General features: G+C 37.3%; 20 protein-coding genes. 13 read left to right on the forward strand and 7 right to left on the reverse strand.

What is annotated here, in order from left to right:
• The first annotated feature begins 256 nt into the window (after window positions 1-256).
• From CXF76_RS08020 to CXF76_RS08030, 3 genes are all read left to right on the forward strand, one after another.
• Window positions 257-3196: a TonB-dependent receptor gene (locus tag CXF76_RS08020; RefSeq protein ID WP_101163392.1), complete on the forward strand. Its 2940-nt coding sequence runs from the start codon at window positions 257-259 to the stop codon at window positions 3194-3196.
• A 625-nt stretch (window positions 3197-3821) separates the two neighbouring features.
• Entirely contained in the window at window positions 3822-4613 is a 792-nt protein-coding gene (locus CXF76_RS08025; RefSeq protein WP_033026419.1) for a hypothetical protein, read from the forward strand.
• Between the two features lie 257 nt (window positions 4614-4870).
• The gene (locus CXF76_RS08030; protein ID WP_101163393.1) at window positions 4871-6610 is read left to right on the forward strand and encodes a SulP family inorganic anion transporter; all 1740 of its coding nucleotides are present in this window, start codon (window positions 4871-4873) and stop codon (window positions 6608-6610) included.
• A gap of 53 nt (window positions 6611-6663) precedes the next feature.
• Here CXF76_RS08030 and CXF76_RS08035 read toward each other — a convergent pair whose 3' ends face one another.
• Window positions 6664-7341: a glutathione S-transferase family protein gene (locus CXF76_RS08035; protein ID WP_101163394.1), complete on the reverse strand. Its 678-nt coding sequence runs from the start codon at window positions 7339-7341 to the stop codon at window positions 6664-6666.
• Between the two features lie 488 nt (window positions 7342-7829).
• Between CXF76_RS08035 and CXF76_RS08040 the strand changes: the two genes are divergently transcribed.
• The 3 genes from CXF76_RS08040 (at window position 7830) to CXF76_RS08050 (ending at window position 13130) form a co-directional block, all read left to right on the forward strand.
• Window positions 7830-10007: a GAF domain-containing hybrid sensor histidine kinase/response regulator gene (locus tag CXF76_RS08040; protein ID WP_101163395.1), complete on the forward strand. Its 2178-nt coding sequence runs from the start codon at window positions 7830-7832 to the stop codon at window positions 10005-10007.
• A 284-nt stretch (window positions 10008-10291) separates the two neighbouring features.
• Entirely contained in the window at window positions 10292-11650 is a 1359-nt protein-coding gene (locus CXF76_RS08045; protein ID WP_101163396.1) for a serine hydrolase domain-containing protein, read from the forward strand.
• A gap of 205 nt (window positions 11651-11855) precedes the next feature.
• Window positions 11856-13130 (forward strand): alpha/beta hydrolase, encoded by a 1275-nt coding sequence (locus CXF76_RS08050; RefSeq protein ID WP_101163397.1) that lies wholly within the window; start codon window positions 11856-11858, stop codon window positions 13128-13130.
• Between the two features lie 23 nt (window positions 13131-13153).
• On the opposite strand, the gene CXF76_RS08055 is transcribed toward CXF76_RS08050, so the two are convergent.
• Window positions 13154-13975 (reverse strand): AraC family transcriptional regulator, encoded by an 822-nt coding sequence (locus CXF76_RS08055; protein ID WP_101163398.1) that lies wholly within the window; start codon window positions 13973-13975, stop codon window positions 13154-13156.
• A gap of 126 nt (window positions 13976-14101) precedes the next feature.
• Between CXF76_RS08055 and CXF76_RS08060 the strand changes: the two genes are divergently transcribed.
• Complete coding sequence (locus tag CXF76_RS08060) at window positions 14102-14572, forward strand: YHS domain-containing (seleno)protein (protein ID WP_008165251.1); 471 nt, start codon at window positions 14102-14104, stop codon at window positions 14570-14572.
• Window positions 14573-14683: 111 nt separating this feature from the next.
• On the opposite strand, the gene CXF76_RS08065 is transcribed toward CXF76_RS08060, so the two are convergent.
• Window positions 14684-15025 (reverse strand): YajD family HNH nuclease, encoded by a 342-nt coding sequence (locus CXF76_RS08065; RefSeq protein ID WP_007581433.1) that lies wholly within the window; start codon window positions 15023-15025, stop codon window positions 14684-14686.
• Between the two features lie 143 nt (window positions 15026-15168).
• Here CXF76_RS08065 and CXF76_RS08070 point away from each other — a divergent pair, with 143 nt between their 5' ends.
• Complete coding sequence (locus CXF76_RS08070) at window positions 15169-15645, forward strand: YqhA family protein (RefSeq protein WP_007581432.1); 477 nt, start codon at window positions 15169-15171, stop codon at window positions 15643-15645.
• Between the two features lie 95 nt (window positions 15646-15740).
• Here the strand turns inward: CXF76_RS08070 and CXF76_RS08075 are convergent, their stop codons facing one another.
• From CXF76_RS08075 to CXF76_RS08085, 3 genes are all read right to left on the reverse strand, one after another.
• Window positions 15741-16676 (reverse strand): hypothetical protein, encoded by a 936-nt coding sequence (locus CXF76_RS08075; RefSeq protein ID WP_101163399.1) that lies wholly within the window; start codon window positions 16674-16676, stop codon window positions 15741-15743.
• A gap of 85 nt (window positions 16677-16761) precedes the next feature.
• Window positions 16762-17376: an acyl carrier protein phosphodiesterase gene (locus CXF76_RS08080; RefSeq protein ID WP_101163400.1), complete on the reverse strand. Its 615-nt coding sequence runs from the start codon at window positions 17374-17376 to the stop codon at window positions 16762-16764.
• A gap of 152 nt (window positions 17377-17528) precedes the next feature.
• Window positions 17529-18023: a hypothetical protein gene (locus tag CXF76_RS08085; RefSeq protein WP_007378461.1), complete on the reverse strand. Its 495-nt coding sequence runs from the start codon at window positions 18021-18023 to the stop codon at window positions 17529-17531.
• 468 nt (window positions 18024-18491) lie between these two features.
• On the opposite strand from CXF76_RS08085, the gene CXF76_RS08090 reads away from it, so the two are divergent.
• From CXF76_RS08090 to CXF76_RS08105, 4 genes are all read left to right on the forward strand, one after another.
• Window positions 18492-18875 carry a hypothetical protein gene (locus tag CXF76_RS08090; protein ID WP_101163401.1) on the forward strand — a complete coding sequence of 128 codons (384 nt, stop codon included), beginning with the start codon at window positions 18492-18494 and terminating at the stop codon, window positions 18873-18875.
• Window positions 18876-19103: 228 nt separating this feature from the next.
• Entirely contained in the window at window positions 19104-19349 is a 246-nt protein-coding gene (locus CXF76_RS08095) for a DUF4235 domain-containing protein (protein ID WP_002958040.1), read from the forward strand.
• A gap of 385 nt (window positions 19350-19734) precedes the next feature.
• On the forward strand, window positions 19735-20043 hold the full coding sequence (locus CXF76_RS08100; protein ID WP_024590236.1) for a hypothetical protein: 309 nt from the start codon (window positions 19735-19737) through the stop codon (window positions 20041-20043).
• Window positions 20044-20347: 304 nt separating this feature from the next.
• Entirely contained in the window at window positions 20348-21496 is a 1149-nt protein-coding gene (locus CXF76_RS08105; protein WP_101163402.1) for a hypothetical protein, read from the forward strand.
• A gap of 260 nt (window positions 21497-21756) precedes the next feature.
• Here CXF76_RS08105 and CXF76_RS08110 read toward each other — a convergent pair whose 3' ends face one another.
• Window positions 21757-22650: an Abi family protein gene (locus CXF76_RS08110; protein WP_101163403.1), complete on the reverse strand. Its 894-nt coding sequence runs from the start codon at window positions 22648-22650 to the stop codon at window positions 21757-21759.
• Between the two features lie 262 nt (window positions 22651-22912).
• Here CXF76_RS08110 and CXF76_RS08115 point away from each other — a divergent pair, with 262 nt between their 5' ends.
• Entirely contained in the window at window positions 22913-24427 is a 1515-nt protein-coding gene (locus tag CXF76_RS08115) for an SIR2 family protein (RefSeq protein ID WP_101163404.1), read from the forward strand.
• Window positions 24428-24862: the final 435 nt, after the last annotated feature.

Here is a 24862-nt window from a genome sequence, read left to right on the forward strand (position 1 = left end):
AAATTCATTCAAAATATAAAAAATAAAAACACATCATAAGCCGTTAAATTTATTAAATATAAGCAAAACAAAAGAGCACTTTGTAATACACTTTGTGAATTTTTGGTAAACAAAGGTTGTAATAAAAGCTGAATTGGACTAATTTCAACCACACCACCTGTATGACACGCTACAGGGAAACAGCAGTTAAATTGGTTAACCAAACCAAGTAACAACACACACAATGACGTAAGTCGTACCCAAACGGGAGAGATACATGAAACTCAATCAAATTACTTCAACATTAATTAATAAACATAAAAGAAGTAGCTCTACAACAATCAGTGCAGCAGCCCTTTTATTAATGGCTTCTTCTACTATTGCAGCGCAAGAGGCTCCGGCAGCTTCAGAAACGGCAGCTGCAGATATTGAAGTTATTGAAGTAAAAGGCATGCTAGGTAGTATGAAAGCCGCCGCTATGCTTAAGCGTACTGACGGACGTATTGTAGATGCGATTGTTGCTGAAGACATTGGTAAGTTACCTGATAATAATATTGCAGAAGCACTGCAACGTATTACAGGTGTATCTATTAATACCGATTTTGGTGTGGGTGACAGTGTTTCGATTCGTGGCTTACCTCAAAACCGTGTTGAATTAAACGGTCGCTCTACTATTGGCGACTCTCGTGACGGTATTAGCTTACAAGATTACCCATCAAGCTTCTTAAAAACAGTAGAAGTAGTTAAGTCTCCTACTGCCGATATGATTGAAGGTGCATTAGGCGGAACAGTTAGCTTAAAAACAGTTCGCCCATTAGAGTTAGATAAACTCACTGGCGCAGTTTCATTAGATGGTGAATACGCAGATAAAACAGAAAAAGTAGCGCCTATTTTTAGTGGTTCACTTGGTAACAACTGGGACTTTGACGAAATGGGTACCTTTGGTGCCATTGCTATGTTTTCGTATCAAGATCGTGAAATTCGTCAAGATGAAACGTCTAGCCGTGTTAAACCTCAAGACATTGATATTAATGGCCAAGAAGGTAATACACCAAGTGGCAACGCTATCGTACGAGACGAGCACAGTGTTGAACAATATGTAGAACAACGTAAACGTACTGCTGTAAATTTATCACTTCAATGGGCACCGCAATCTGGTAATGGCATGGTGTATCTAGATTTAAGTGGCACTAAACGCTCTGGTGAGCAAAGTGGTAACTCTATATTAGGTGTTGCGGGTTCGTTATCAACAGATGCAAATACAACTCAAGATGCTAACGGCGTAAATAATTACACGCTAACAAACGAATTTGGTATCCCTAAAACATACAGTGACTTTCGTGAAACTGACTCGTTTTCAAATGCACTTGGTGCAGAGTGGAACCTTACTGACAGTATAAAAATCTCTGGTGAAATTGCAGTAGCATCATCAGAAAGCGTAAGACCTGATTCTGAATTTACACTTCGCCCAATCGAAAAATCAACATTTGAAGCAAGTGGCGGAACTCAGCTAACAAATCATTTATATGATGGTGCATTTTCTCAAGACGGTAATAAATTACCAAGCATCATTCATTCAGATCCAAATGCATTTACTGACCCACAAAACTTAGCACTACGTACGTTCAAAAGTGAAGATAGAAGAACAGACAATGACGAAACAGCTATTCGTTTTGACGTTGAAATGTTTGAACCTCTCAGCAGCTTAAGCTGGGTATCTAAAGTAAAAGCAGGTGTACGTGTTACTAACCGCGATTACGAATATGAGCAATACAAAGTAGAAATTAAAGACATTTACAAAAATGCATTTAACGACTCAGATGGTTCATTAGCTACTTTATGGGTTGATGACTACAACGCTGCTTTTTCAAATAGCTTCACAACAGTTAGCCACGACAACTCTTTTGACCAATTAGGTCATTCGGGACAAAATGACCTACTAACGTTTTTAAGCTACAACGGTTTATCTAACCCTGCAAATACTTACGCTCAACTTCAGCAGTTACTTGCAGGTACTAACCTAGCGTCAACGGGGAGTCTTTCAGATAACCAAGAGTTCCAAGAAAGCGCATACCGTAACGTAGTTGAAGATACAGCTGCTGTGTACATATCAGCGTACTTAGACTTTGATGACATCACTGCGATTGTGGGTGGTCGTTATGTGACTACAGATTTAGAATCAAGCGTATTTCTTAATGGCGAAAAAGTAACTGGTGACAATGACTACAGCGACTTTTTACCAAGCTTAAACGTTACGTATAACTACTCAGACGAAACATTATTCCGCTTTGCTGCTGCAAAAGTTATGCGCCGCGCTGACTTTAGCGAGCTAAGCCCTGCATTTGACGTTAATAACGACATTACAGGTGCAACGCAAGGCTCTATTGATTTAGAACCATACCGTGCAACGCAATACGACTTATCTGTAGAGCATTACTTTGATGAAGGTAACGTACTATCTTTCGCAGTATTTTATAAAGATGTTGAGTCTTTCTTAAGTAACGAAAGTAGCTGTGTAGCAGCATCAAGCACTTCAACAGGTCAAAACGTAACTCAGTGGAACCAAGTATGTCAGCTTGACGTTGCAGGTGTATCTCAAGACAACCTAGTTTACTCAGATGCGACTGACTACCCTGTAGATATAGATGGCTTTAACCATGTTGCAGGCTTGCGTGACGCAGGACTAACGGGTATTGATACAGTTAAAAATGTAAACGGTGAAAACGGCTCAGTACAAGGTTTTGAAGTTGGTTACCAACAGTTCTTCACAAGCTTACCGGGTGCATTTTCTGGCTTAGGTGTTAATGCAAACTACACGTATGCAGACAGCGAACAACCAAACGGCAACCCATTATTAGATATTTCTAAAAATACGTACAACTTACAAGTATTTTGGGAATACGAAGGGTTCTCTACTCGTATCGCTTATAACTACCGTGACAGTTTCTTAGATACAGAAAACGAAAAACGCGTAGAAAATATTAACTCAGACGGCAGTATTTCAGCAGAAGGCACTGTTTACGGTAATAACTACCGTGACGACAGAGGCCAGTTAGATTTCTCTGCAAGCTGGGATATTAACGAAAACATTACGCTAGTAGGTAATGCGACCAACTTAACGGGTGAGCCTTCAATCTACCTATCTGAACTAGGTGGTGCTTGGAAGTACACTGAAGCGGATCGCCGTTACAGCTTTGGTATTCGCGCTAAATTTTAATTTTCCCTAGGGCGTGTTGTTCTTTGGTGGTTGAATTTGCAGCAGTATGTTTGTTTTTTAGGCAAGGCAGAGCCTATGTAGTGTGGTTATTCCCCATAAATAGGCGATAACGCAGCATAAAGACCAAACATGCGCTGCCCTTTGGGTTCTTTCTAGGGACGATTAACTCTTTGTTGCTCGGTTTTTACTTATTCTTACAGGGATGTAAGCCATTAGAATAACGCAGGAGCAGTTATCGAGCCCACTAGGTTACAAACCTCGCGCCGCGATTTAATCGCCCCTAGATTGAACAAATTTCAATCCACAAAGGCAAACACGCCCTAGAAACTAAAGCCTGCTTTTATGCAGGCTTTTTTACGTCTATAAAAAAGTGACACTTGTGTTAAAACACAGCACAATTTTTATAACTGAATATTTATTTAAAGCAATAAAATTATCACTGAATAGTACTCCAAACTAAAATTTAGATACCGCGTAAACAATATCAACCTCCTGCACTTCACCTTTAGCGCACAAACTAAGCACCATAAAAATCCCACCAAAAACCAAGCAACCTTGCAGCCTGGTTATAAAGTGTCTAGTATTCTAAAGCCGTACTCATAATTGGTACGAAAAAGGATTAACAATGTCTCTAAAATATATAACAACAATATCAATCACATTATCATTACTATTATTAACAGCATGCGGATCTGGGGGAAGTAAAACAAAAGTGGCTGTAAATACTGAAATAATAAAAACAACAGCAATCATTAATAACAGCCCCTTAAATGAATACAAAATAATTATCTATGGTAATAGCCATAGTTCACAGTTAGGGGGGTTGTTAAACACGATTATTACAGCTCAACTACCTAATACTTCAGTTAAAACGATGACTGTCAGTGGCCGATTTTTAGATGAAATAGTCGCAGTAGATACGAATGTCGATAAATTAAAAAGTGATAACTGGAGTCATGCTATTTTTCAAGGACAAAAGTACTCACAATCAGGTTCGACTGACTACCCTACAAGTGCAACGGAGCGATTAATCTCGAACGCAAAAGAGCATAAAATTACACCAATTTTATTTCCAGAGCATCCTCAAAAAGGAGATCCCGCAGAAGCAAAGCAGGTTTACGACCTCCATTTATCAATCAGTAAAAAACAACCTAGCTGCATAGCGCCTGTTGGCTTTGTATGGAATCGAGTATTAGAAATAATGCCTAGTATAAACCTTCATAGTGCCGACGGTAATCACGCATCCTATGCTGGCAATGTCCTTACAGCGATGACCTTTTATCAAATCATTACCTCGGAATTAACAGACACAATGCCATTTATTCCTGCTATAGATTTAACACAGCAAGAACAAGCTTTATTTGGACAAGTAGTAACAGAAGTACTTGAGTTATATCCAGCATGTGGTGCTAAATAATCTTAAAAAATTTAAAAACTAGATTTAGTGATTTCCTGAGGTGTTCAATATCAGTACATTAATACTATGCACATAGGCTGACTAAAAGACACCTCAGGTGAATTAACTTTTATAATTCAATTTTCTACCAAATTATAAATTTAATACCTTGATTAATTATCACCTGCAATTTATTAAAATAACCGCCCTCCTAGCTATACTTATTTGAATATTAAATTTACTATCAAAACGTTGTAACTATTAGCAAGGATACTGAAGTGCTGTCGCGTTTATATAATTTTATGCCGGGTTTAGATACATTGCTGCACTACGAGCGACAATGGTTTGCTGATGATGTAAGAGCGGCGCTATCGGTAGCTGCCGTAGCTTTACCTGTTGCTATTGCTTACGCACAACTAACCGGTGTTAACGCCGCCGTAGGGTTATATTCTTGCATACTGCCAATGATGCTATATGCTCTTTTTGGCACTTCTAAACAATTAATAGTCGGCCCTGATGCCGCCACCTGCGCCGTTATTGCAGCAGTAGTAACCCCTCTTGCTGCAGGTGACAGCTTTAAACATTGGCAACTTGTTGTCACCATGACCGCTATGACCGGCCTTTGGTGTTTTATAGCTAGTAAATTTAAGCTAGGCGTATTAGCAGACTTTTTATCTAAACCTATTTTAATGGGCTTATTAAATGGCGTAGCCATCACTATTATTGTTGGTCAATTTTCTAAAGTATTCGGTTTTACCTTTGACGAGCGCTACCTACTTGAACGCCTAGGTGGTGTACCCACATACCTAGCGCAAACACATGTTCCCACCTTGTTAATGGCCTTGTTCACATTGGCGGTTTACTTTGCCATGAAACGCATAAAATCCACGTGGCCTGCATCAATGTTTGCCATTGCATTTGGTGCGATTTTAGTATGGATTTTTGATTTAAAACAACTTGATATAAAAACTATTGGCACCGTAACTGGCGGGCTTCCAGTTTTTAATACCCCTGTTTTTGATTTAGGGATTATTCGTGAGCTAGTGGTACCCGCACTTAACTTAGCCATCGTGAGTTTTGTTAGTATGATGCTAACTGCGCGCAGCTTTGCCGCTAAAAATGGCTACGACATAGACGCCGATAAAGAATTTAGAGCGCTAGGTATTGCCAATATAGCGTCAGCTCTTTCGCAAGGTTTTGCAGTCAGTGGCGCCGACTCACGCACCGCTGTTAACGATGCAACGGGTGGTAAAACGCAGTTAGTATCAATAATAGCAGCGGCCATTATTGCGGTCATAGCCGTATTTTTAACAGCGCCACTTGAATTTATTCCAAGCGCAGCGCTAGGTGTTGTACTTATTATTGCCTCTGTTCATTTACTCGATTTAAAAGCTGTTTGGCAACTAAAACGAAAAGACAAACAGGCATTTTATCTCGCCTCAGCCACCTTACTTGCGGTGTTATTTATTGGCGTTATACCAGGGATCACACTTGCTGTATTACTGGGGTTATTTCAGTTTATTCGCACTGTAATGCGCCCAACCGACAATATACTCGGCGTAGATGTTAACGGTGTAGTAAGAAGTTTAGACGCCACAGATAAAGCAAAAGCAGTGCAAGGCGTGTTTATCTACCGCTTTAATTCACCTTTAACTTACTTTAATGCCAGCTACTTTAAACGCAGATTACTTGAGCAATACGCAAGGCAAAAAGACGACACCCGCTGTGTAATAATTGACGCTGTGCCCTGCTTTACTCACTTAGATTTAAGCGTAATGGCAATGCTTGCCGATCTAGATGTTATATTTAAAAAGCGCGATATAAGGCTTGAACTTGCAGGTAGAAAACGCCAACTACTTTCGTGGTTTGAAATTGCAGGAATGAAGTCGGGAAAAGAAGGTATATATATTCACTCAGACCTATACATCGCCCTAAAAAGAAATAGCGTAAGCCAGCACACAGAGGAAGTTAATTTATTCGTGGCAGATGAAAATAAAGAGGTGCTAACACAGCCATGAAATACTAAACAGCAGATCAGCTAGCTGATCTGCTGTTTAGAATTAAGTACTTTTTATACTTTAGGGTAATTTGAAGGGAAAAACGCTTTTTTAGCGTCTTCATCAAACTCTTTTTTAAAGGCTACATCAGTACCAATTACGCGTGCACGTGCAACCGCTGGGCGGCTATCAATGCTTTCAAACCAACGCTTAAGATTTGGATACGGTGCTAAGCCCTCTTCACCTAATACAACCGGTGCTTTATCAATCCAGCCCCATGCAGATACATCAGCAATGGTATACGTGTCACCCACAATAAAGTCACGACCTTCAAGGTGAGTATCAAGTACTTCGTAATGGCGCTGCGCTTCACGTAAATAACGATTAACCGCGTAATCAAGCCCTTCTGGCGCCATGTGACTAAAGTGTACACTTTGCCCTGAATACGGACCTAAACCAGATGCGATAAACATTAACCACGACAGCATTTCAGCGCGGTCATCGCCCTTGCCTTCTAGCTTTCCATATTTTTCAGACAGGTACATTAAAATAGCATTCGAATCGAATACACGAGTTTCACCATCAACTATTGCAGGTGCTTTAGCATTTGGATTAATTGCTTTAAATTCAGGTGTATGTTGCTCACCTTTTAAAGTATCAAGAGGAACAAGTTCAAACGGTAAGCCTGTTTCTTCTAAAAAGAGTGCAACCTTCATTGGGTTAGGAGTATGGTGAAAATAAAATTTAATCATGTAAAGTTCCTCAATAATTGAGCAACGATTAAAGCACAACTTGAGCGGGTGTTCAAATTAAGTTTTAACCAGGTAAAATATACAGTTAAAACGTGATTCAATTGTGAGTATTTCGTGATATTTCATTAGTGAATATCACTTATGCCAAGGAAAATATCAGCCTTTTCGAGCCATCACATGCTTTTAGAAATTTATGATTCACAAGGTTGCAGAATTTGCCCACCAGCAGAGCTGCTGAGTTTCAAAATTTACAGATGATGTAAAACTATAGACTAGTTTAATCCCTATTAATTCCGATGTTAATTACTGAGAGTGTTCAGTATGGAAAGATCCTTTTTACTTTCGCTGGTTTTATAAAAAACACTTCAAAAAAATAATAAGAGAGTAACAAAATACAGAATCTATTTATTAGCCTGATTTACATGTTAAAGTTGTCATTATCACTAAATTACTCTTATAGTGAATCTATATAAATATTGAGCAATACTATGATAAAAGCACAAATACCAGTAGACGAAGAATCTAGATTAAAAGCCCTGTATGAGTATGAAATATTAGATACTGAAGCCGAAAAAGTATTTGATGATTTAACTCAACTTGCTTCTGATATTTGTGAAGCCCCCATATCACTTATAAGCTTAGTTGATCCACAAAGGCAGTGGTTTAAATCAAAGTATGGTATCGATGTAGACTCCACCGAAAGAGATATCGCATTTTGCTCTCATACAATACTGCAAGACCAAGTATTTGAAATACAAAACGCTCTACTTGATGAACGTTTTTATGATAACCCTCTAGTAACCAGCGATCCAAACATTCGGTTTTATGCGGGCACACCGCTAGTTACACCTAGTGGCAGCACAATTGGTACATTATGTGTTATCAGCGACCAGCCAAAAAAGCTAACTCAAACACAAATTAACGCACTGAAAATACTTGGCAAAGAAGTTATCGCACAACTTGAGCTCAGGTTAAACAACAGAAAGCTGGCCACTGCATTAAAACAACAACAAATACATAATAAAAATCTTGAAGAACTAAAAAAAGAAGCTGATACAGCTAACACTCTAAAAGGTCGATTTTTAGCAAATATGTCGCACGAGCTAAGAACTCCGCTGCATGGCATTTTAAATTTAGCTGAGTTTGGACTGGCAGAGACTTCAAATATAGAAAAAGATAACGCCTTAAAAAGTATTTTAAGCTCCGCGAATATACTCTCAAATATTGTAAATGACATTTTAGACTTTTCAAAAATTGAAGCGGGTAAATTAAATATTGAGAATATTAACTTTAACCTGAGCGAAGTCATTAACAATGTAATTAATCCACTAATGAAACAAGCCACAGATAAAGGAATAAAATTTATTCCATCTATAGATAAAAATATCGCTACAACCTTAAAAGGCGATCCTGTCAGAATTTCACAAATTTTAAATAACTTATGCTCAAATGCGATTAAATTTACACAACAAGGCCAGGTAGAGTTTAAAATCACTGTAAAAGAGAACTCCTTAAACACGCAAAATATTGTATTTGAAATAATCGATACAGGTATTGGTATTAGTAAAGCTGCACAGCAAAATTTATTTAAAGAGTTTCATCAGGCTGATTCATCTACATCTAGAAAGTACGGGGGCACGGGCCTTGGCCTCTCCATTTGCACCAAGCTAAGTGATTTAATGAATGGCAAAATCAACTTCACGAGTAAAGAAGATAAAGGTTCTGTATTTACTTACCAACAAAGCTTTGAAACATCAGAACTCGATGAATTATTAAAACCAAATAAAGAAATAACCGATTTACAAGGGTGTACTATTTTGGTTGCCGAAGACAATAAAGTAAATCAAGTTGTCGTAAGTAAAATGCTACAAGCCCATAATGCGAAAGTAATATTTACCGAAAATGGCAAAGAATGCGTTGATTACTTTTTTGCCAACCATGTTGATTTGATTTTTATGGACATTCAAATGCCAGTGATGGATGGAGTGCAAGCCACTAAAATAATTAGAGCGCAACAAACAGGTAAAACAACGCCAATTATTGCCATGACAGCCAACACCATGAAACAAGATATTGAACACTATTTAGATATTGGTATGGATGGCTATTTAACGAAGCCATTTAATAAAGAGCATTTAAATAGCTTGCTCAATGTCTATAATCCAAAAAACTCAAATCTCAAAAATTTAGCAGTTAAAGTTAGTAACCCAAACATTACGAGTGAACGTAAGCTAAAACAGATATGCAATGAGCTAAAAAAGTTAATTCCAAATGCCGACAGAGTCAGTCTCTGGTTGTTTAATCACGACTATACTGCCATTAATAGCTTAATTTGCCTTGATGAAAAAAATGAAATAGTAAGTAATGCAGTTTTAAAAGCTGAAGACTTTCCTGCATACTTTGACTATATTTTAGATCATAAAGTATTAGACGCATCAGATGCGAGAAACCACGAAATCACTAAAAACTTTACCAAAGTTTATTTTGAACCATCAAACATTTACTCCTTGCTTAATTACATCTACTTTATTGATAACAAGCCACTAGGTGTTATTTGTTGTGAAAGTGTTGGCTCAAAAATTTCATGGAGCCATGCAGATAAACTGTCACTTATTAAAGTAGCTGATGTAACAACCTTGTTTTTATCCAAGCGGCTGAAATCATAGTAGCTACTTAATATATATAAAATGGGAGGAGTGCCTAATTACTTAAACTATTTAACTAAGCGGCATATGCCACCAAGGTTATGCGCGTTTATTGATTTAACAAAAAGTTTGAATGTATATGGGTAACTAAAGCGAAGCGTTGAGTTTACTTTTTAGCTGTGCAATATTAACTGGCTATAAACTAAAAATAATACTTATAAATTAAAGTAAATAACCGCTTAAATGAAGCACAGGGATCGCTAAGCCTATCTACAGGTTTGGTATAAAAACTAAAAAGGATGAATATGATTAAGCCATTTTACGCTAGCTGTTTGTTAGCCCTCTCGCTATTAACACCCTGCCTTGTAAAAGCAAATCCGACAGCCTCGCAATATCAGGAAATTCTTAACGATAACCTTACTGAAAACGAGCCTGGGGTATCGGTAATTATAAGCAAAAATAGCAAAGTACTTTTTAAAGGAGCGCGCGGGCTTGCCAACCTTGAACATAACATTGCACTTAATGAGCAAAGCGTTTTACGTTTAGGTTCTATTTCAAAACAATTTACTGCAGCTGCAATTATGATGTTGCAAGAGCAAGGTAAGCTAGCGGTTACCTATGATATTCATAAGTATGTTGCAAGCTTTCCAACAGAGGGCAACCTCGTCACAATCGAAAACTTATTAACCCACACCTCAGGCATCGACAACTACACAGATGACGACGACTTATTTGATAAAGAAATACAAGTACCCACCAGCGTTGACAATACGTTAGCGCGATTTGCCAAACACCCAATGGTGTTTAAACCCGGCGAAGCGATGGCTTATTCAAATACCGGTTATTCACTGCTTGGTAAAATAATTGAAGTAGCAAGTGGCCAGTCTTACAAAGACTTTATTGAACAACACATATTTAAAAAGCTAAAAATGAACCAGAGTAGTTATGAAGGGCAAGAACTTGTTACCCATCGCGCATCTGGCTATGAGCAAACAGAGCAAGGATTTATCAACACCAGCTACATTAATATGGATTGGCCATATGCCGCAGGTGCGCTTATATCTACTCCAACCGACTTAAACATTTGGTTTAGTGCGTTATCGTCTGGCAAGCTTATTAGTAAAGCAGGTTATGAGAAGATGGTAAGCCCTTTTAAACTCAACGACGGCAGCTTTTCATCCTATGGTTACGGATTAATTATTAAGCCCTTGAATGAATACACCGTAATTAAACACACTGGCGGAATAAATGGCTTTTTAGCACATGCACGCTATATTCCAGAGCAAAAGCTATATGTTGCAGTACTGGCTAATTCAAACCACATAAACCCTATTTTTATCAACGAAAAATTCACAGCCAGAGCACTAGGTATTGCACTACCCGAGTTTAAAAAAGCAGAGGTAACAGAGCAGCAATTAGCGCCCGTATTGGGTGATTACCGTATTGATGAAAACACCTTACGCAGCCTAATTTTTGAAAATGACGTTTTGTATTCAAAGCGCACTGGTGGCGATAAAACAAAACTTATTACCATGTCTAAAAATAGCTTTTACTACCCTAATTCAAACAATTACTTAGTAATAGAAAAAAACAGCCAAGGCCAATTAGTAATGAAGTATTTTAGTGGATTATCAACAACGCCTACTGAGGCGATTAAGATTTAGCTTTATAAGCCTCCCAAAAAACAATGCCCGCAGCTTTCTCTACTTATAAGCTCGGGTATTTTTATTTTGAATCCTCGTTAACGCAACAATAAATTATAAAATTAGTATGTGATGTGTAAAAGGTAATAAATATGTTACTTTTTATATGCTAATTTTATACTTAACCTCTTTAAAATAATTTACAAACCGAAAATAAGGAATAAGCATGCTTTTTCACCCTCACGGTAAATCCTATATTTTCGCCCCTTTGCTCATTATTTTGCTATCTGCTTGTACTTCAAACCCAGCTTTAATGCCTACACCCAATTTATATGTAAGTACGCCTTATTCAGAAGCCCAAGTACCTAAAAACCTACATACTACAAGTATGGAATTACTCTATGTTACAGACCGAGCAGTTTCTGAAAAAGAGGGGGTTATGTATAACGCAAGTCGCTCGCCATCAATTGCGTACGGTGTAGCAAAAGTAAATTTTGGCGATAAATCTTTGCAGTGGAGTGAGTTATTAAAGCAAAGTAGTCTTAAAAATCGCTCCGCAAATTTGACTTACGTAATGGAGAAAGCGGATGAATTAGGTCGCTTTCCTTTATCGCCTTATAAATTTAGACGCGTAAAAAACAAACTCCAAATTGACGAAGGTATTTTAGAACGAAAGATTTTTCACGAAACCCAGTTAAACAAAAACATTAATCAGCGTTTAAAAAACAGTAATAATAAAGACGTTATTTTGTTTGTGCATGGCTTTAATAATACCTTTAACGAATCGGTATTTACCCTTGCCGGTATATGGCATTTTTTGAATCGACAAGGCGTACCTATTGTTTACTCTTGGCCTGCCGCCGCCAAGGGATTAACCGGCTATTTTGAAGATAAAGAGTCTGGTCAATTTACTATTTTTCATTTAAAAGAAACTTTGCGACTACTTTTCAAAAATCCTGAAATAGAAAACATTCATATTATTGCGCATAGCCGTGGTACAGACGTAGTAACCACAACTCTTAGAGAGCTTATAATTGAAAACAGAGCTAGTGGCGGAAATCCTCGAGAAGACCTGCGTATTGAAAACTTAATTTTAGCCGCTCCCGATCTCGATTTTGGTATTATTAAACAAAGACTCATGGCTGAGCAATTTGGACCTGCATTTGGACAAATTACCATTTACACCTCTCAAGAAGATAGCGCATTGGGTATTTCACAGTGGCTAACAAACAGCTTAAGCTTTGGTCGATTAAACACAAAAGATGTAAACATAAACGAGCAAGACATATTTACTTCTGTAGGTAACGTAAGCCTAATTAAAGTGCCTAAATCTGGCAGCTTAATAGGTCATGATTACTTTCATAGTGATCCGGCGGTAAGTTCTGATCTCATTAATTTGATATTACATAAAGCATCGCCAGGCTCTAAAAAACGACCGCTGCAAAAACTCGAAAATAACTTTTGGTCGCTTGATTCAAATTACCTAATTAAAAACGAATAGTAGTTAGCACACAAAAAATAAAATTATTGCTGGCTTAATAACCACTCTTTTGGCGCTTGCCCTGTTTTTTTTCTAAATACACGGGCAAGTGCAGAGCCATTTTCGTACCCAACCTGATTAGCCACTAAATCCATATTTTGATTTTTTAAAATAAGCTTTTTAGCAACCGATAAACGCCAATCAGCTAAATAGTCAGCTGGTGTTTGCTCAATTACTCGCTTAAACGTATCGGCAAATTTAGAACGCGACATACCACACTCCTCAGCCATAGCGCTAAGCGACCAGCTTTGCTCTGGGGTTTGATGTATTTTTATTAATACCTTAGCCAACTGAGGATGGGCAAGCCCTGCCATCATCCCGCTTTTAATTGTGCCTTCTTCTAGTACTTTACGAAGCACACTAATTAAAAATACATCGCATAAGCGATCTATAATTAAATGCTTACCGCTGGCGTCTTTAAATGCCTCTTCAAAAATCCAAAAAGCGCTCTGCGTTAATAATCCATCACCCGTTAATTCGTAATTTAAGCAAAAAGGCAGCGACTGCAATAAAGGGCTATGCCCGCCGCTTTGATAGCTAATTTGTGCACACACTAAATCAGCACCGTCACCCTTATCCGAAAATAAACAGTGCCCTGTAGAGTGAGGAAAAAATATAACCGAAGGCGTAGATAAAACAACTTCAAAGCCACTATTACTACGCACTTTTAACGTACCTGAGCGTAATAAATGTAAATGCCCAACACCTTGATCGTCACTAAAGTCACTCGTACCGCACATGTTCCCACTAAAAAACACATTGGCATTAAGCGAAAAGTGACTCAGTACACTCGAAAGTACGTCCATAAACGCCTCTTTGGATTATTGGTATGAAAATACAGACTAATAGACGCATATTAACCAAACAATAACGATAAAGTACAGTTGAGTTTTAAACAAACACACTAATTAAATTACCCTTTGGAGATACACATGAAATTTTCGACACTCACTAAATCAGCTTTTTTTGCAGCATCAGTCCTTGCAAGTTCACTAAGCTTTGCAGCAGACATAGACGCAAATGCCGACGTTAACGACATTGCAATTAGTGGTTACGATACCGTTGCTTACTTTACCCAAAACAAAGCGGTAACAGGCAGCTCTGAATATACTGCAACACATAAAAATGCCATTTATAAGTTCAGCTCAGCTAAGCACCGCGACTTATTTAGAGCTAACCCAGAAAAGTACGCACCACAATTTGGTGGCTTTTGTGCGTTTGGTGTATCAATGGAGAAAAAGTTTGACGTAGATCCAGAGGCTTTCAAAATTGTTGAAAACAAACTTTATTTAAATCTTGATAAATCGGTTCAAAAACAATGGCTAAAAGACGTACCAGGCTTTATTACTTCAGCCGATTCAAACTGGTTTGACATAAAAGACAAAACAGCAAAAGAGCTTTAATAAAACCAATTTAAAGTTAATTTTGAGGTTGCTTCGGTTTATAACCGTTCATCCTCAAAATGCCATTTAAATAAATAAAATTTTAGGTTTAAGCTCTTAATTTAACTAATATTACTTTGATTTATTAAGCATCGCTTTTAAATCGGCAAATGGAGAATGCGTTGCAGCCTCAACTTTGCGATCTGTAGTCGACCCGCCATACATAATATGCTCGTGGTATTTATTGTGCTCATTGTCGTGGCAATAAATACACAATAACTCCCAGTTACTTCCGTCTTCAGGATTATTACTGTGGTTATGATCAACATGGTGCACCGTTAACTCACGTAAATTAGAGTACTCAAACTCACGAGCACAACGCCCGCATACCCAAGGGTATAATCTTAAGGCTTTTATTCTATAACCTTCTTCTTGCTTAACATAAGCCTGAGGTACATCGTTATTCTTACTCATAATATTCCAGTTAAATTTGTTATTTCTATGCTTAACAAGTAAATAGCCAATATGTTAAAGCAAATATAAAAGTAAAAGTGCGTAAGGGATCTAACTTAAGCTACGTTTCGTATAAGTCAGGTCTAATTATAAAGTTGAGCAACATGGAAAATATATTCCAAACAAGTCGGTTTTTGGTCGTAATCGCCGTTATTACCGCTGCAATATCATCATTACTCGTTTATGTTTCATGCATTAATATTGTAGCTAATATAGTAATAACAACGCTATTTGACCTGCCTGATTCAGCTAAAGCCGGTAAAGCCCTAATAGTTGAACTACTGAAAATTCTTGATTTGCTACTAATCGGAATTACCTTACAAGTTATTGCTATTAGCTTGTACCGACTATTTATAACACCATCTAAGCCTGAGGAAAGTAAATTTCTTGCTGCTTTTAATATTAAAGACTTTCATGATTTAAAAATAACTCTGGTACAAGTAACTTCGGTTGTACTGGTAATACTATTTTTAGAGCACGCAGTTGAGTTCGGCGGCACAATAGAAACACTCTACTTAGGTATTGCCATTGCGATCGTTATTGCAGCATCTACATTTGCATGGCGCTCAATGAAAGACTAACTAAGCACTCATTACTATTAAGTAATTACATGCAGGTGTAATTACTTATCCCTAAAATTCTGCAAAAACTCAAGTGAGAGCCCCAGCACTCAATATTAAAAAAACTTAATTACTGACAAGTCACCAAAAGAAGTATCTATATGCCTACCTGTTTGCTCCCACGCACGTAGTACTACCATGAGTTTTTTGTTACTTGAAGTCCAAGAAATACCACCGCCGTATGCCGCTACTTTTTCACCGCCCGAATCTTTTAACCCCAGCCCAGGGTCTGTATTTCGAATATTTCCCTTACCTACTTTGTATTCAGCAAATACGTGAACATTATGCGGTAACGAAAATGATAAAAGCGAGCCAATACTCGCCCCGTACGAATTAGAAATTAACTTAGTGACCTGTGGTGCGGATGAATTTAAAAAATCAGCCTGAAACACAATATTATCTTTATTCTCAAGAGATACATGCTTGAAAGACCACGCGCCAACAACACTTAACGACAAGTCAAATTTGCTGCTTAGCTTTGGCCTATTAAGAAAAAAATGCTCAAACAAAGACTCTTTATTATTGAAGGTATAGAAGTTGTGTTGGCCAGATAGCTCAAACTTGGTTGAACGTGTATTTTGCGAGAAAATTTGATCCGTTTGATTGCCGCTTAAATTGCTAGCCGTGCTTTGCAGCCCTTCAAGCGTTTGATAGTTAAATGTGATTTTAGAATTTTTAAATTTTCTATACGAAAGCAGTATATCCTGTGTTTTTGTTTCAACATCATCTTCAAAAATATCGGCAGAGTAGCCAATTTCAATGTCGTTAATATCAAAAAACACACCCACACGTTGATTGTTTATGGGCTCTAACGAAAACAGTGTTTTTTGATTACTCCCAGCAAGGTCATTGTATATTAACGCGTGGCTAGTATTTGGGTTTGAAATAGTGGTTCGTATCGACTTTAAGTCAAAGTCGAAAGCCAATACAGCACCAGATTGAAATGCCGCTAAAACAGCAAAGCTCACAATAACCAAGTAATTGCGATTCATTAAAAACACTCAAAAATTAATTTGTATTAGAGTAGCGTTTTTTTCACCTTAAATTATCACAAAAGGTTAACAATTGATGAAAACTTTAAATAATGCGCTTTATGCCATTTTTTAAGGTGCTTTCAAGGTCAAACTCACTTACATGCTTAATTAGCTCCGGGAAGAACGCTAAAAATACGGCTTCTAATTCATCGTAATTCCGTGCTATGTCATCAGCCGCGCCCGCAAAAGTGTTAGTAAAGCGAATACGCTTGGCAATATTATCAAGTGCTAGCCCTATTCCATCTATGGTTTCGTATTCTTTAAACCAATCGTTTTTAGTCATGCTTGTTACAACATGCTGCATACGCGTTGGCATAACAGGTATGCGATTATTTAAAAGCTGATAGCTGGTGTACTTAAAGTCACTTAAAGGTTGCTTGCTAAATCGCTGCCAATGCACAATTAAAAAATGATCAAACACCACATCAATAGCTACACCAGCAAAGCGCTTACGCTTGGGTGAAAAGTACTGTTTAGCGTGTTTTACTACTGGGTGAGAGTCGGTAAATTTATCGACTAAATAGTGGTTATCGAGCCCGTTTATAACCGTATTTGGTAAGTGTTCTACATGCCTTTTACCACCAAAGTCGCCCAACAAGTTCCCAAAGTGAGAATCGGCTGTAGGCTGTGCTAAATAAAGGTGAGCTAAATAATTCAAAGTGTTCTCGGGCTTGGTATTAATACATTTAAAATAATAACTTAATTGTAAGCGCTACTTAAAGTTAGATTTTATGCCTAATCAAAAAAAGCATAAAAAAGGTGAAACTAAGTTTCACCTTTCATATTAATTTTGAAACTAATTAGCTAGCATTACGCTGTAGAAACGTTACTTGCGCCTGCATTGTTAAGTATTTCTTCAATAGCGTTTTTGTTGTCACTATCGTACTTAATACCAATTAATATAGAGCCTTTTTCAATGGCATCTTCATAATACTTAATTTCGTGCTCGGGGATAAACGCACCAACTGCGGCACCTAAAGTACCACCAACTGCAGCGCCTGCGCCACCAGCAGCAAATGCAGCGACTAATGGACCGGCAACTAATAAGCCCGTACCACCTGTTGCTACAGTCCCTACGGCAGTAAATCCGCCAATAATTGCAGCAAGAATACCACCTGAAGCCGCGCCTATAATGCCGCCTTCGGCAGCTTTAGTACCTTCATCTACAGCAAAATCTTCCTTTGCGTATGAGTCGTTGGCTACAATACTAATATCAGCTTCATTAATACCTAAAGCTTCTAATCTATAAATTGCGAGTGTTGCTTGTGATGCACTTTCGAATAACCCAGTAATAACGGTACTCATAATAACTCCTTTATTTATTTAAGAAAATACACTTACTACCAAGCAAAACTCAAACCAAGTAAATTATCATTTAAAATCAATAAGATAAAACAAAGCCCTGTACTAACACTCTTATTATTAGAGTAAAAATTGCTAAATTTTGTAAAAAACTCCTATCTACATAAACAAAATTCCTTACGAAATAAAGAGAGGTTTTTATCACTCTCTTGTTTATGGTTATTACCGTGCTTACCAATAAAATTAAAAACACCAACAGAGCATTATTTTTCATGCGATTTGAAGGTTAAAACAAAGACGCTTATCCTCTTCAATTCCCCTACCCAGTTACAATTGTGTTTTATTAATTCAGTAAAGAGTCAGCCTAATTTTGTTATCACTGTGGTTCATTTTTCGGTGCGCATGAATCGTAAAATACTGTGCTAAATCTCCTTTTTATATTGCCCTGCTATCAGCAGATATAGGCCGCCCATGGATTACGAAAACCACTTTTTAAGTCAATCACAACAAGCTGCACTGCAACAAGCGATGGTCAATACCAAGCTTTTAAACAGCACTTCAATAAATACTAACAACATGCCAACACCTGAACAGCAAGCTTATGGTGTTATTGCTGTCGCGCTTTACCGCTTTAATTTACAAAAAATAAAATGGTCATTATTTTTAAAAACAGCAATAAAATTAACTACTAATGTTTGCCAATGGCTGGCCACCGAACTCACAAGATGCCAGCAAGAATACAAAGCCCAACCTAATGACGCTGTAATAATTGAGCAAAACGCTCTTTTGAATGGTATTTTTAGCGAAGAACTCGCCTATATCGGTGCCTTACTAGGAACTGAAGCACAAGCTTAATAAACCTCCTAAGCGTGAGTAAAATAACCTTTCAGTTAAACGCTCTTACTTTTGTCGTAATCTCACTCAAAGCTCTACGCTTAAATTTGTAAAACTTTGAGTGAGTTTTTTATATAACTGTGCTTATTACCCAGGCGTATATCGGTACGTAAATTGCTGTTATTAATATTCTTACTTAAAGAGTTATACATAAATAACGCTGCCGTTATTTATAAAAAGGAGAACATTATGAGTAATAAACAGCTAATTACAACGATAGGTATAGGTCTCGCCGCTGCATCTGCAGGTATGTTAACAAGGAAAACTTTACAAAAATCGTGGGAAAAGGTTACCAACGAACCAGCCCCAAAAGATAGACCAAGCGAAGAAACAGATCTTAAAGAGGCCGTTACATGGGCAGTGGTCTCAGGTATTGGTGCGGGTGTTGCAAGAATGGCCGTACGTTATGTACTAGACAAGCGCCGATCCAAATAAACCAACCCGATTGATACCTCTTATAAGTATTAATCGTAATACGGTAAGGCTCTTAAGACGGCTTGCTTGCTACTCCTTAGTTGTTGCAAGCAACCTGGCAAACACCTTGTTTGAGGTTACTTAACTATTGAGTTAAAAAACATATTAATATCCAAACCGGGGTTCTGTGGTTAAATTTAAAATGTCGGATGGCACGGCTGCGCCGCTTATCCGACCTACGCAAGTTGTAAAAGCCAAAGGCGCTTTCCAACAAGACCTCCTAGATTTTAAACAGATATACTCTATTAAATATTAACTCCCTTTCAAAGTTGTTGCTTACCTACAAGCTTGCGTATAATGCACGCATTCCGGCTGCATTTTTTAGCCGCTAACTTGGATTTTAATAATGAAAAAACTCTCTGCAGTGCAAATAAAGCAGCAAGCACTTGTACTTAATACTGCTGAAAAATTAGAAGAACAAGGCCGCGCTGAGCTCCCAGGCATGCTGCAATGCTGGTTTGATGTGGAATACCACTTATTTCCAAGTACACTACTGCTGTGCTTTCAGTTTGAAAACGAGCAAGCCTTAGCGGCCGCAGAGCCTGACTTATTAAAGTGGCAAAAACGCTTAAGCGGCACAATGCTTAAAAAGGGCGTGATTTTAAAAGATATGCGTAAACATTTAGTGTTTACCTTAAAAGGACCTGATGATTAAAACGAGGTTTTTAAAGGACTATAAAGCCTTTCGCTCGTATCGTCGAAGCGCATAAAAACATAATGAAAAGCCGTTGCATTGCTGTAACGGCTTTTTACTTTTATTAGAGCTTAAAGTAGTACCTATAAAGATCAATTTTTGACTCAGGGATTTTTATTAGCCGATGATACTAATTGGCCGTTAAACAATACTAATGCACGGCAAAAGCAAATATCAGTCGATTCAACGTTAATTGGTTGCCCTAAGTTAGCAATAGTAGGATAGTAAATTACACATAAAACAATAGCTTTATCTTAGGAGTATTATGATCAAAGTATTATTAGCGACCAGCTTAATTGCCTCTTCATTCGCTGCTTTAAGTAATCCTTTAACTGTTGAAGAACAGCGTATCAACAAAGCACAATCAGCAATGCCAAATGTTTTAAATGCATTCACCCCACAAGTATCAAGTTTTGAGCAACAATTTAAAGAATTAAACGACTTTAAAAGTGCAAAAGCATTAGTACAAAGCTTTAGCTTTGAACTGTGGGAAAACGCCAAACAACGCATAATAAAAACCAATAACTACGACGACCGAGAGCTTTACTGGGCGCGCCTGCTTTCAAGTAAAGTAATACGCACAACTTCACCTAAATTTTCAATTACACAGGCTCAACTAAATACTTTACTAACCCTACTTGAGGAAGGTAGCAGAGGTCGTACCGATCTTACTTTTTCATCAGGCAGTACTAAAAAAATATTACTAACAGGCTTTGACCCTTTTTTACTCGATAAAAACATAAACCAAAGTAATCCTTCAGGTGTTGCGGCGTTATTACTCGACGGCCAAGTTATTAATTACAACGGCATAAGCGCAGAAATTAACACCGTTATGGTGCCTGTGCGCTACGCAGACTTTGATCAAGGCATAATAGAGTCGCTACTTGCCCCCTACTACGCACTTAATAATGTAGACATGGTAGTAACCGTAAGTATGGGCAGAACAGAATTTGATTTAGAGCACTTCCCGGGCAAACGCCGCAGTGTAACCGCCCCCGATAATGCCAATATTGTGTATGGCGGAACGCAAACAAGCCCAGTAATACCAAAGCTTAATGGCCGACCACTCCCGGGCAACGAGTTTGTAAAATTTAGCTTGCCTGTAAATTCCATGCAACAAGCCAAAGGCCCTTATAAAGTTATCGACAATCACGAAGTCACCACGCTTGAAAAAACCTATAAAGCAGGTTCTTACGGCGAGCTTAAAAATAGTATTGCGGTAAATGGAGGCGGCGGTGGTTACTTGTCTAACGAAATATCGTACCGAAGTATTCGCCTGCGCGATGCGCTTAATTCAAGTATACCTACAGGGCATATTCATACCCCACGTATACAACAGTTCGAACCTGAAACAGAAGCTAAAATAGTAAAACAAATAAAGACAATGCTAGAGCAAAGCTTAGTAGCGCTATAGTTTATAAAAATAAGTTTAAGCGCGTAAAAAAGGGCAATATTATTGCCCTTTATTCTCATGCACTCTCCCACGGTTAATAACATGGTAAATGCATTCTTAAACTCTATTCGCCGTGGTCTAGACAAAGTAATCAACTCAATGAGCAATAAACTAAAAAGCTAGGCATTTGATATGTAATAAAAACCTAAGTTTTTGATGTATAATAAAAATCTAGTGCCTTTGGTTTTTACAGTTAACTGAGGGCTTAATTAGCTCTTAATTTATTTAATGCTATTCCAAATAGGTAACGCTTTCCAATTTTCAGGGAAGCCCATTTCGGTTACGTCAATATTATACACCTCAATCAAGCTAGCTAACTTTTGTTTCCAATGGTGATTAGGGCTAATTAAATCCATAAAATAAGCACACATAACGAGTGTGTTGTATAACTGCTTAGTTGTATCACTAAAACTATTAAGTAAAACACTGTCGCCATTTGTTGGCAGCTTCATGGTAAATGTAAAATCCCGGTTGTATAAGCGACTATGATGGGCACAAATATTACGCACCGTCGTTATGTGGTGTAAAAAAGATGAAAGTATTGTTTCTTTTACTTTATATGAATCTGCAATATCATTTTTTAGCGCTCGTCGCCCTATTGCATCATAGCTTCTTGAAAGCCAGCCGAAACTCATTACTTCAGCAATAATCCAAATAGCGGGTGTTTCTTCATTATATTTGTGATTTTGCTTTTTTATATTTGTATCTGACGTTCGTTGAATTTCAGCACAAATATTACTAACAAAGTCGTTATGATTAAATTTAGAAGAAAATGCAGTCGGATCTAAATGTGCATGTGAACCATGCTTTTTTGCTAAATGATATGCCCACTGAGTTCGCAGAGATACTTCAATTCGCTCAATGGCATCAAGTAGTAACAACCTTAGCTCTCTATCAAAAGAATACAGATTTAACACTTGCTCAAACGTAGTACCAAGCTTGAAAATATGGTTTTGATGATCTTCAATAAACGACCACCAATAAGTACCTAGCCTGTAATAATTAATATGGCTAAGATAAAAGGCTGCTGATTCTTTATCATTAATTACTAGCCCGCGCTCTTTTAGTAAGTCGACTTGCTGCGAAAATGTTATAGGGGCTTTAGGGAACTGCATGAAGGCTAAATCCTTTTACCATGCTATAGAAATAATTAACCCCTCGCAGGGCGCTGAGCTTACGGGTAGCGGGAGGGGTGTTGTTACGCGTAATTATAGAGCTTAAAAGTATAATTTCAAGATATTTGTAGTTTGGGCTGATATTGGTACTAAACGATGACTAAAGAGAAAGCCAAGGGCCTTAATTAAAACGCTTTCTGCTGATAATTAAAGGCTGTAATATGTTAGTTACTGTTAGGAAACTAGAACTTTAAGGAAAAGAATGAATATCAGAGATTTCATCAATCAATACCGCAACCACCCCGTATTATTCATAGGTACAGGTGTTAGTTTACGCTATCTTGATAATTCTTTTACTTGGGATGGCTTACTAAAGTTTATTTCATTAGAACTAAAAGGGAACAATGAATTTTATTTGGATATTAAATCTGAGTGTCAGATTAACGATAAGTATGATTTCACCCTTATAGCTACAAAGCTAGAGCAAGAGTTTAATGATTGCTTAGCTAAGGACAGAAATGGGAAGTTCAAAGAAATCAATGATCTTTTCTATAAGGAAATGGAAAAAGAGAATAACTTGAGTCGGTTTAAAATTTATATCTCCAAACTAATTGGTAATAAAGTATATAAAGAGGATAAAAAAGAGGAACTCTCTGAGCTTAAAAAAATTAGAAAAAATATAGGCTCAATTATTACTACTAACTATGACAATTTAATCGAAGATGTTTTTGGCTTTGAGGCTTTGGTTGGAAATGACATTTTACTCAGTAATCCTTATGGCTCTGTTTATAAAATACATGGGTGCTATTCAGACCCAGCCAAAATTATAATAACAAACAAAGATTATGAGTATTTTGATAATAAATATGAGTTAGTCCGTGCTCAGTTACTTTCAATATTTATCCACAACCCAATTATTTTTTTGGGGTATGGTATAGGGGATGAAAACATTAAGAGCCTTTTAAAAACAATTTTCACTTATGTTGAACCGAACTCCGATGACGCTAAACGAATTAGGGATAATTTTTTATTAGTTGAATATGAAGCAGATTCTCAATCACATGAAATTACAGAACATGACATTGATTTAGAAGGCTTTTCTACCATTAGAATTAACAAAGTGAAAACAGATGATTTTGTTGAGGTCTACAAATCTATCTCGGATCTTAATTTACCCGTTTCAGCGATGGACATTCGTAAAGTGCAAAGTATAGTAAAAGATATTTACTCAGGTAAAAATGAAGATGGTAGTAGTGTAAAAGTTAACATAACTGAAGATATAGAATCCCTAAATAATAATGATAAAATTCTGGTTATAGGGTCTGCTAAATCAATCAAATATGAACACAAGAACTCATCAAGCTTTATGACAGACTACTTTGAAATATTAGAAGAATCTAATAAGCAATTAATCCAAATTATAGATAACATACATATAGCCGATACTCAGTGGTTCCCAGCATATGCGTTTACAAAAATATGCCCAGAATTAAGAAAAAGTCAGGTATTAAGAGAACAGCAAAAACAAAAACTTGAAAATTTAATACAAAAACAAACTACAGCTCATGAGCATCAAGATATAAAATCATTGTTTGATGATGATAGAATATCCCATTCTGGTAAATATAGCTCAGCTATCCTTTCTGTGATGCATGGCACTTTTTCTTTAAAGGATGTCGAAATATTTTTGAAAACAATACCAAGTCAATCGAGAGAGCTAACAGATTACAGACGCTTACTGTGTGCTTTTGACTATAAAAAGGAAGCTAAACCATGATGCATGATTTAGCTTAATTTACTTTTATATTTTTAATAAGTATCTCGTGTGTTTTAGATAATGTTATGAGAATAAAGGCATAAAGTGTCAAATCCTGAGGGGTTCCCATAATTATCAACTAAGTTACAAATACTTACGGCAGCTAATGAGGTCATATATTGACTGCATACATTAAAATATTAACCGATAAATATTGCACTTTGGCAAGACTCGGCACCAAACTCATGTTGCCCCCTTTCCCCATCATCACGCCCTGAAAATAAGAATGTGCATAGGGTCAGGTCTTGTTTCTTTCCAAAACCAAGCACCAATTTCACGTTTAACACCCTCCCCGTCATCACGCCCTTAAAATAAGCAATTGATGAGTAATGTCGCGCATGGATGCGCGATAAGGCGAAACTAGGCCATGGATGGCCTATCTTCGCCGTTTACGTT

The organism is Pseudoalteromonas sp. 78C3, from assembly GCF_002836695.1.
In the GTDB taxonomy this organism is placed as follows: domain Bacteria; phylum Pseudomonadota; class Gammaproteobacteria; order Enterobacterales; family Alteromonadaceae; genus Pseudoalteromonas; species Pseudoalteromonas arctica.

What these genes read in the sequence shown, in the direction of transcription:
- CXF76_RS08020 (WP_101163392.1), top strand. Translation starts at nt 257, where the DNA reads ATGAAACTCAATCAAATTACTTCAACATTAATTAATAAACATAAAAGA.
- CXF76_RS08085 (WP_007378461.1), bottom strand. Translation starts at nt 18,023, where the DNA reads ATGAGTACCGTTATTACTGGGTTATTCGAAAGTGCATCACAAGCAACA.
- CXF76_RS08055 (WP_101163398.1), bottom strand. Translation starts at nt 13,975, where the DNA reads ATGGACGTACTTTCGAGTGTACTGAGTCACTTTTCGCTTAATGCCAAT.
- CXF76_RS08060 (WP_008165251.1), top strand. Translation starts at nt 14,102, where the DNA reads ATGAAATTTTCGACACTCACTAAATCAGCTTTTTTTGCAGCATCAGTC.
- CXF76_RS08105 (WP_101163402.1), top strand. Translation starts at nt 20,348, where the DNA reads ATGATCAAAGTATTATTAGCGACCAGCTTAATTGCCTCTTCATTCGCT.
- CXF76_RS08025 (WP_033026419.1), top strand. Translation starts at nt 3,822, where the DNA reads ATGTCTCTAAAATATATAACAACAATATCAATCACATTATCATTACTA.
- CXF76_RS08090 (WP_101163401.1), top strand. Translation starts at nt 18,492, where the DNA reads ATGGATTACGAAAACCACTTTTTAAGTCAATCACAACAAGCTGCACTG.
- CXF76_RS08035 (WP_101163394.1), bottom strand. Translation starts at nt 7,341, where the DNA reads ATGATTAAATTTTATTTTCACCATACTCCTAACCCAATGAAGGTTGCA.
- CXF76_RS08050 (WP_101163397.1), top strand. Translation starts at nt 11,856, where the DNA reads ATGCTTTTTCACCCTCACGGTAAATCCTATATTTTCGCCCCTTTGCTC.
- CXF76_RS08110 (WP_101163403.1), bottom strand. Translation starts at nt 22,650, where the DNA reads ATGCAGTTCCCTAAAGCCCCTATAACATTTTCGCAGCAAGTCGACTTA.
- CXF76_RS08100 (WP_024590236.1), top strand. Translation starts at nt 19,735, where the DNA reads ATGAAAAAACTCTCTGCAGTGCAAATAAAGCAGCAAGCACTTGTACTT.
- CXF76_RS08070 (WP_007581432.1), top strand. Translation starts at nt 15,169, where the DNA reads ATGGAAAATATATTCCAAACAAGTCGGTTTTTGGTCGTAATCGCCGTT.
- CXF76_RS08095 (WP_002958040.1), top strand. Translation starts at nt 19,104, where the DNA reads ATGAGTAATAAACAGCTAATTACAACGATAGGTATAGGTCTCGCCGCT.
- CXF76_RS08040 (WP_101163395.1), top strand. Translation starts at nt 7,830, where the DNA reads ATGATAAAAGCACAAATACCAGTAGACGAAGAATCTAGATTAAAAGCC.
- CXF76_RS08045 (WP_101163396.1), top strand. Translation starts at nt 10,292, where the DNA reads ATGATTAAGCCATTTTACGCTAGCTGTTTGTTAGCCCTCTCGCTATTA.
- CXF76_RS08065 (WP_007581433.1), bottom strand. Translation starts at nt 15,025, where the DNA reads ATGAGTAAGAATAACGATGTACCTCAGGCTTATGTTAAGCAAGAAGAA.
- CXF76_RS08075 (WP_101163399.1), bottom strand. Translation starts at nt 16,676, where the DNA reads ATGAATCGCAATTACTTGGTTATTGTGAGCTTTGCTGTTTTAGCGGCA.
- CXF76_RS08115 (WP_101163404.1), top strand. Translation starts at nt 22,913, where the DNA reads ATGAATATCAGAGATTTCATCAATCAATACCGCAACCACCCCGTATTA.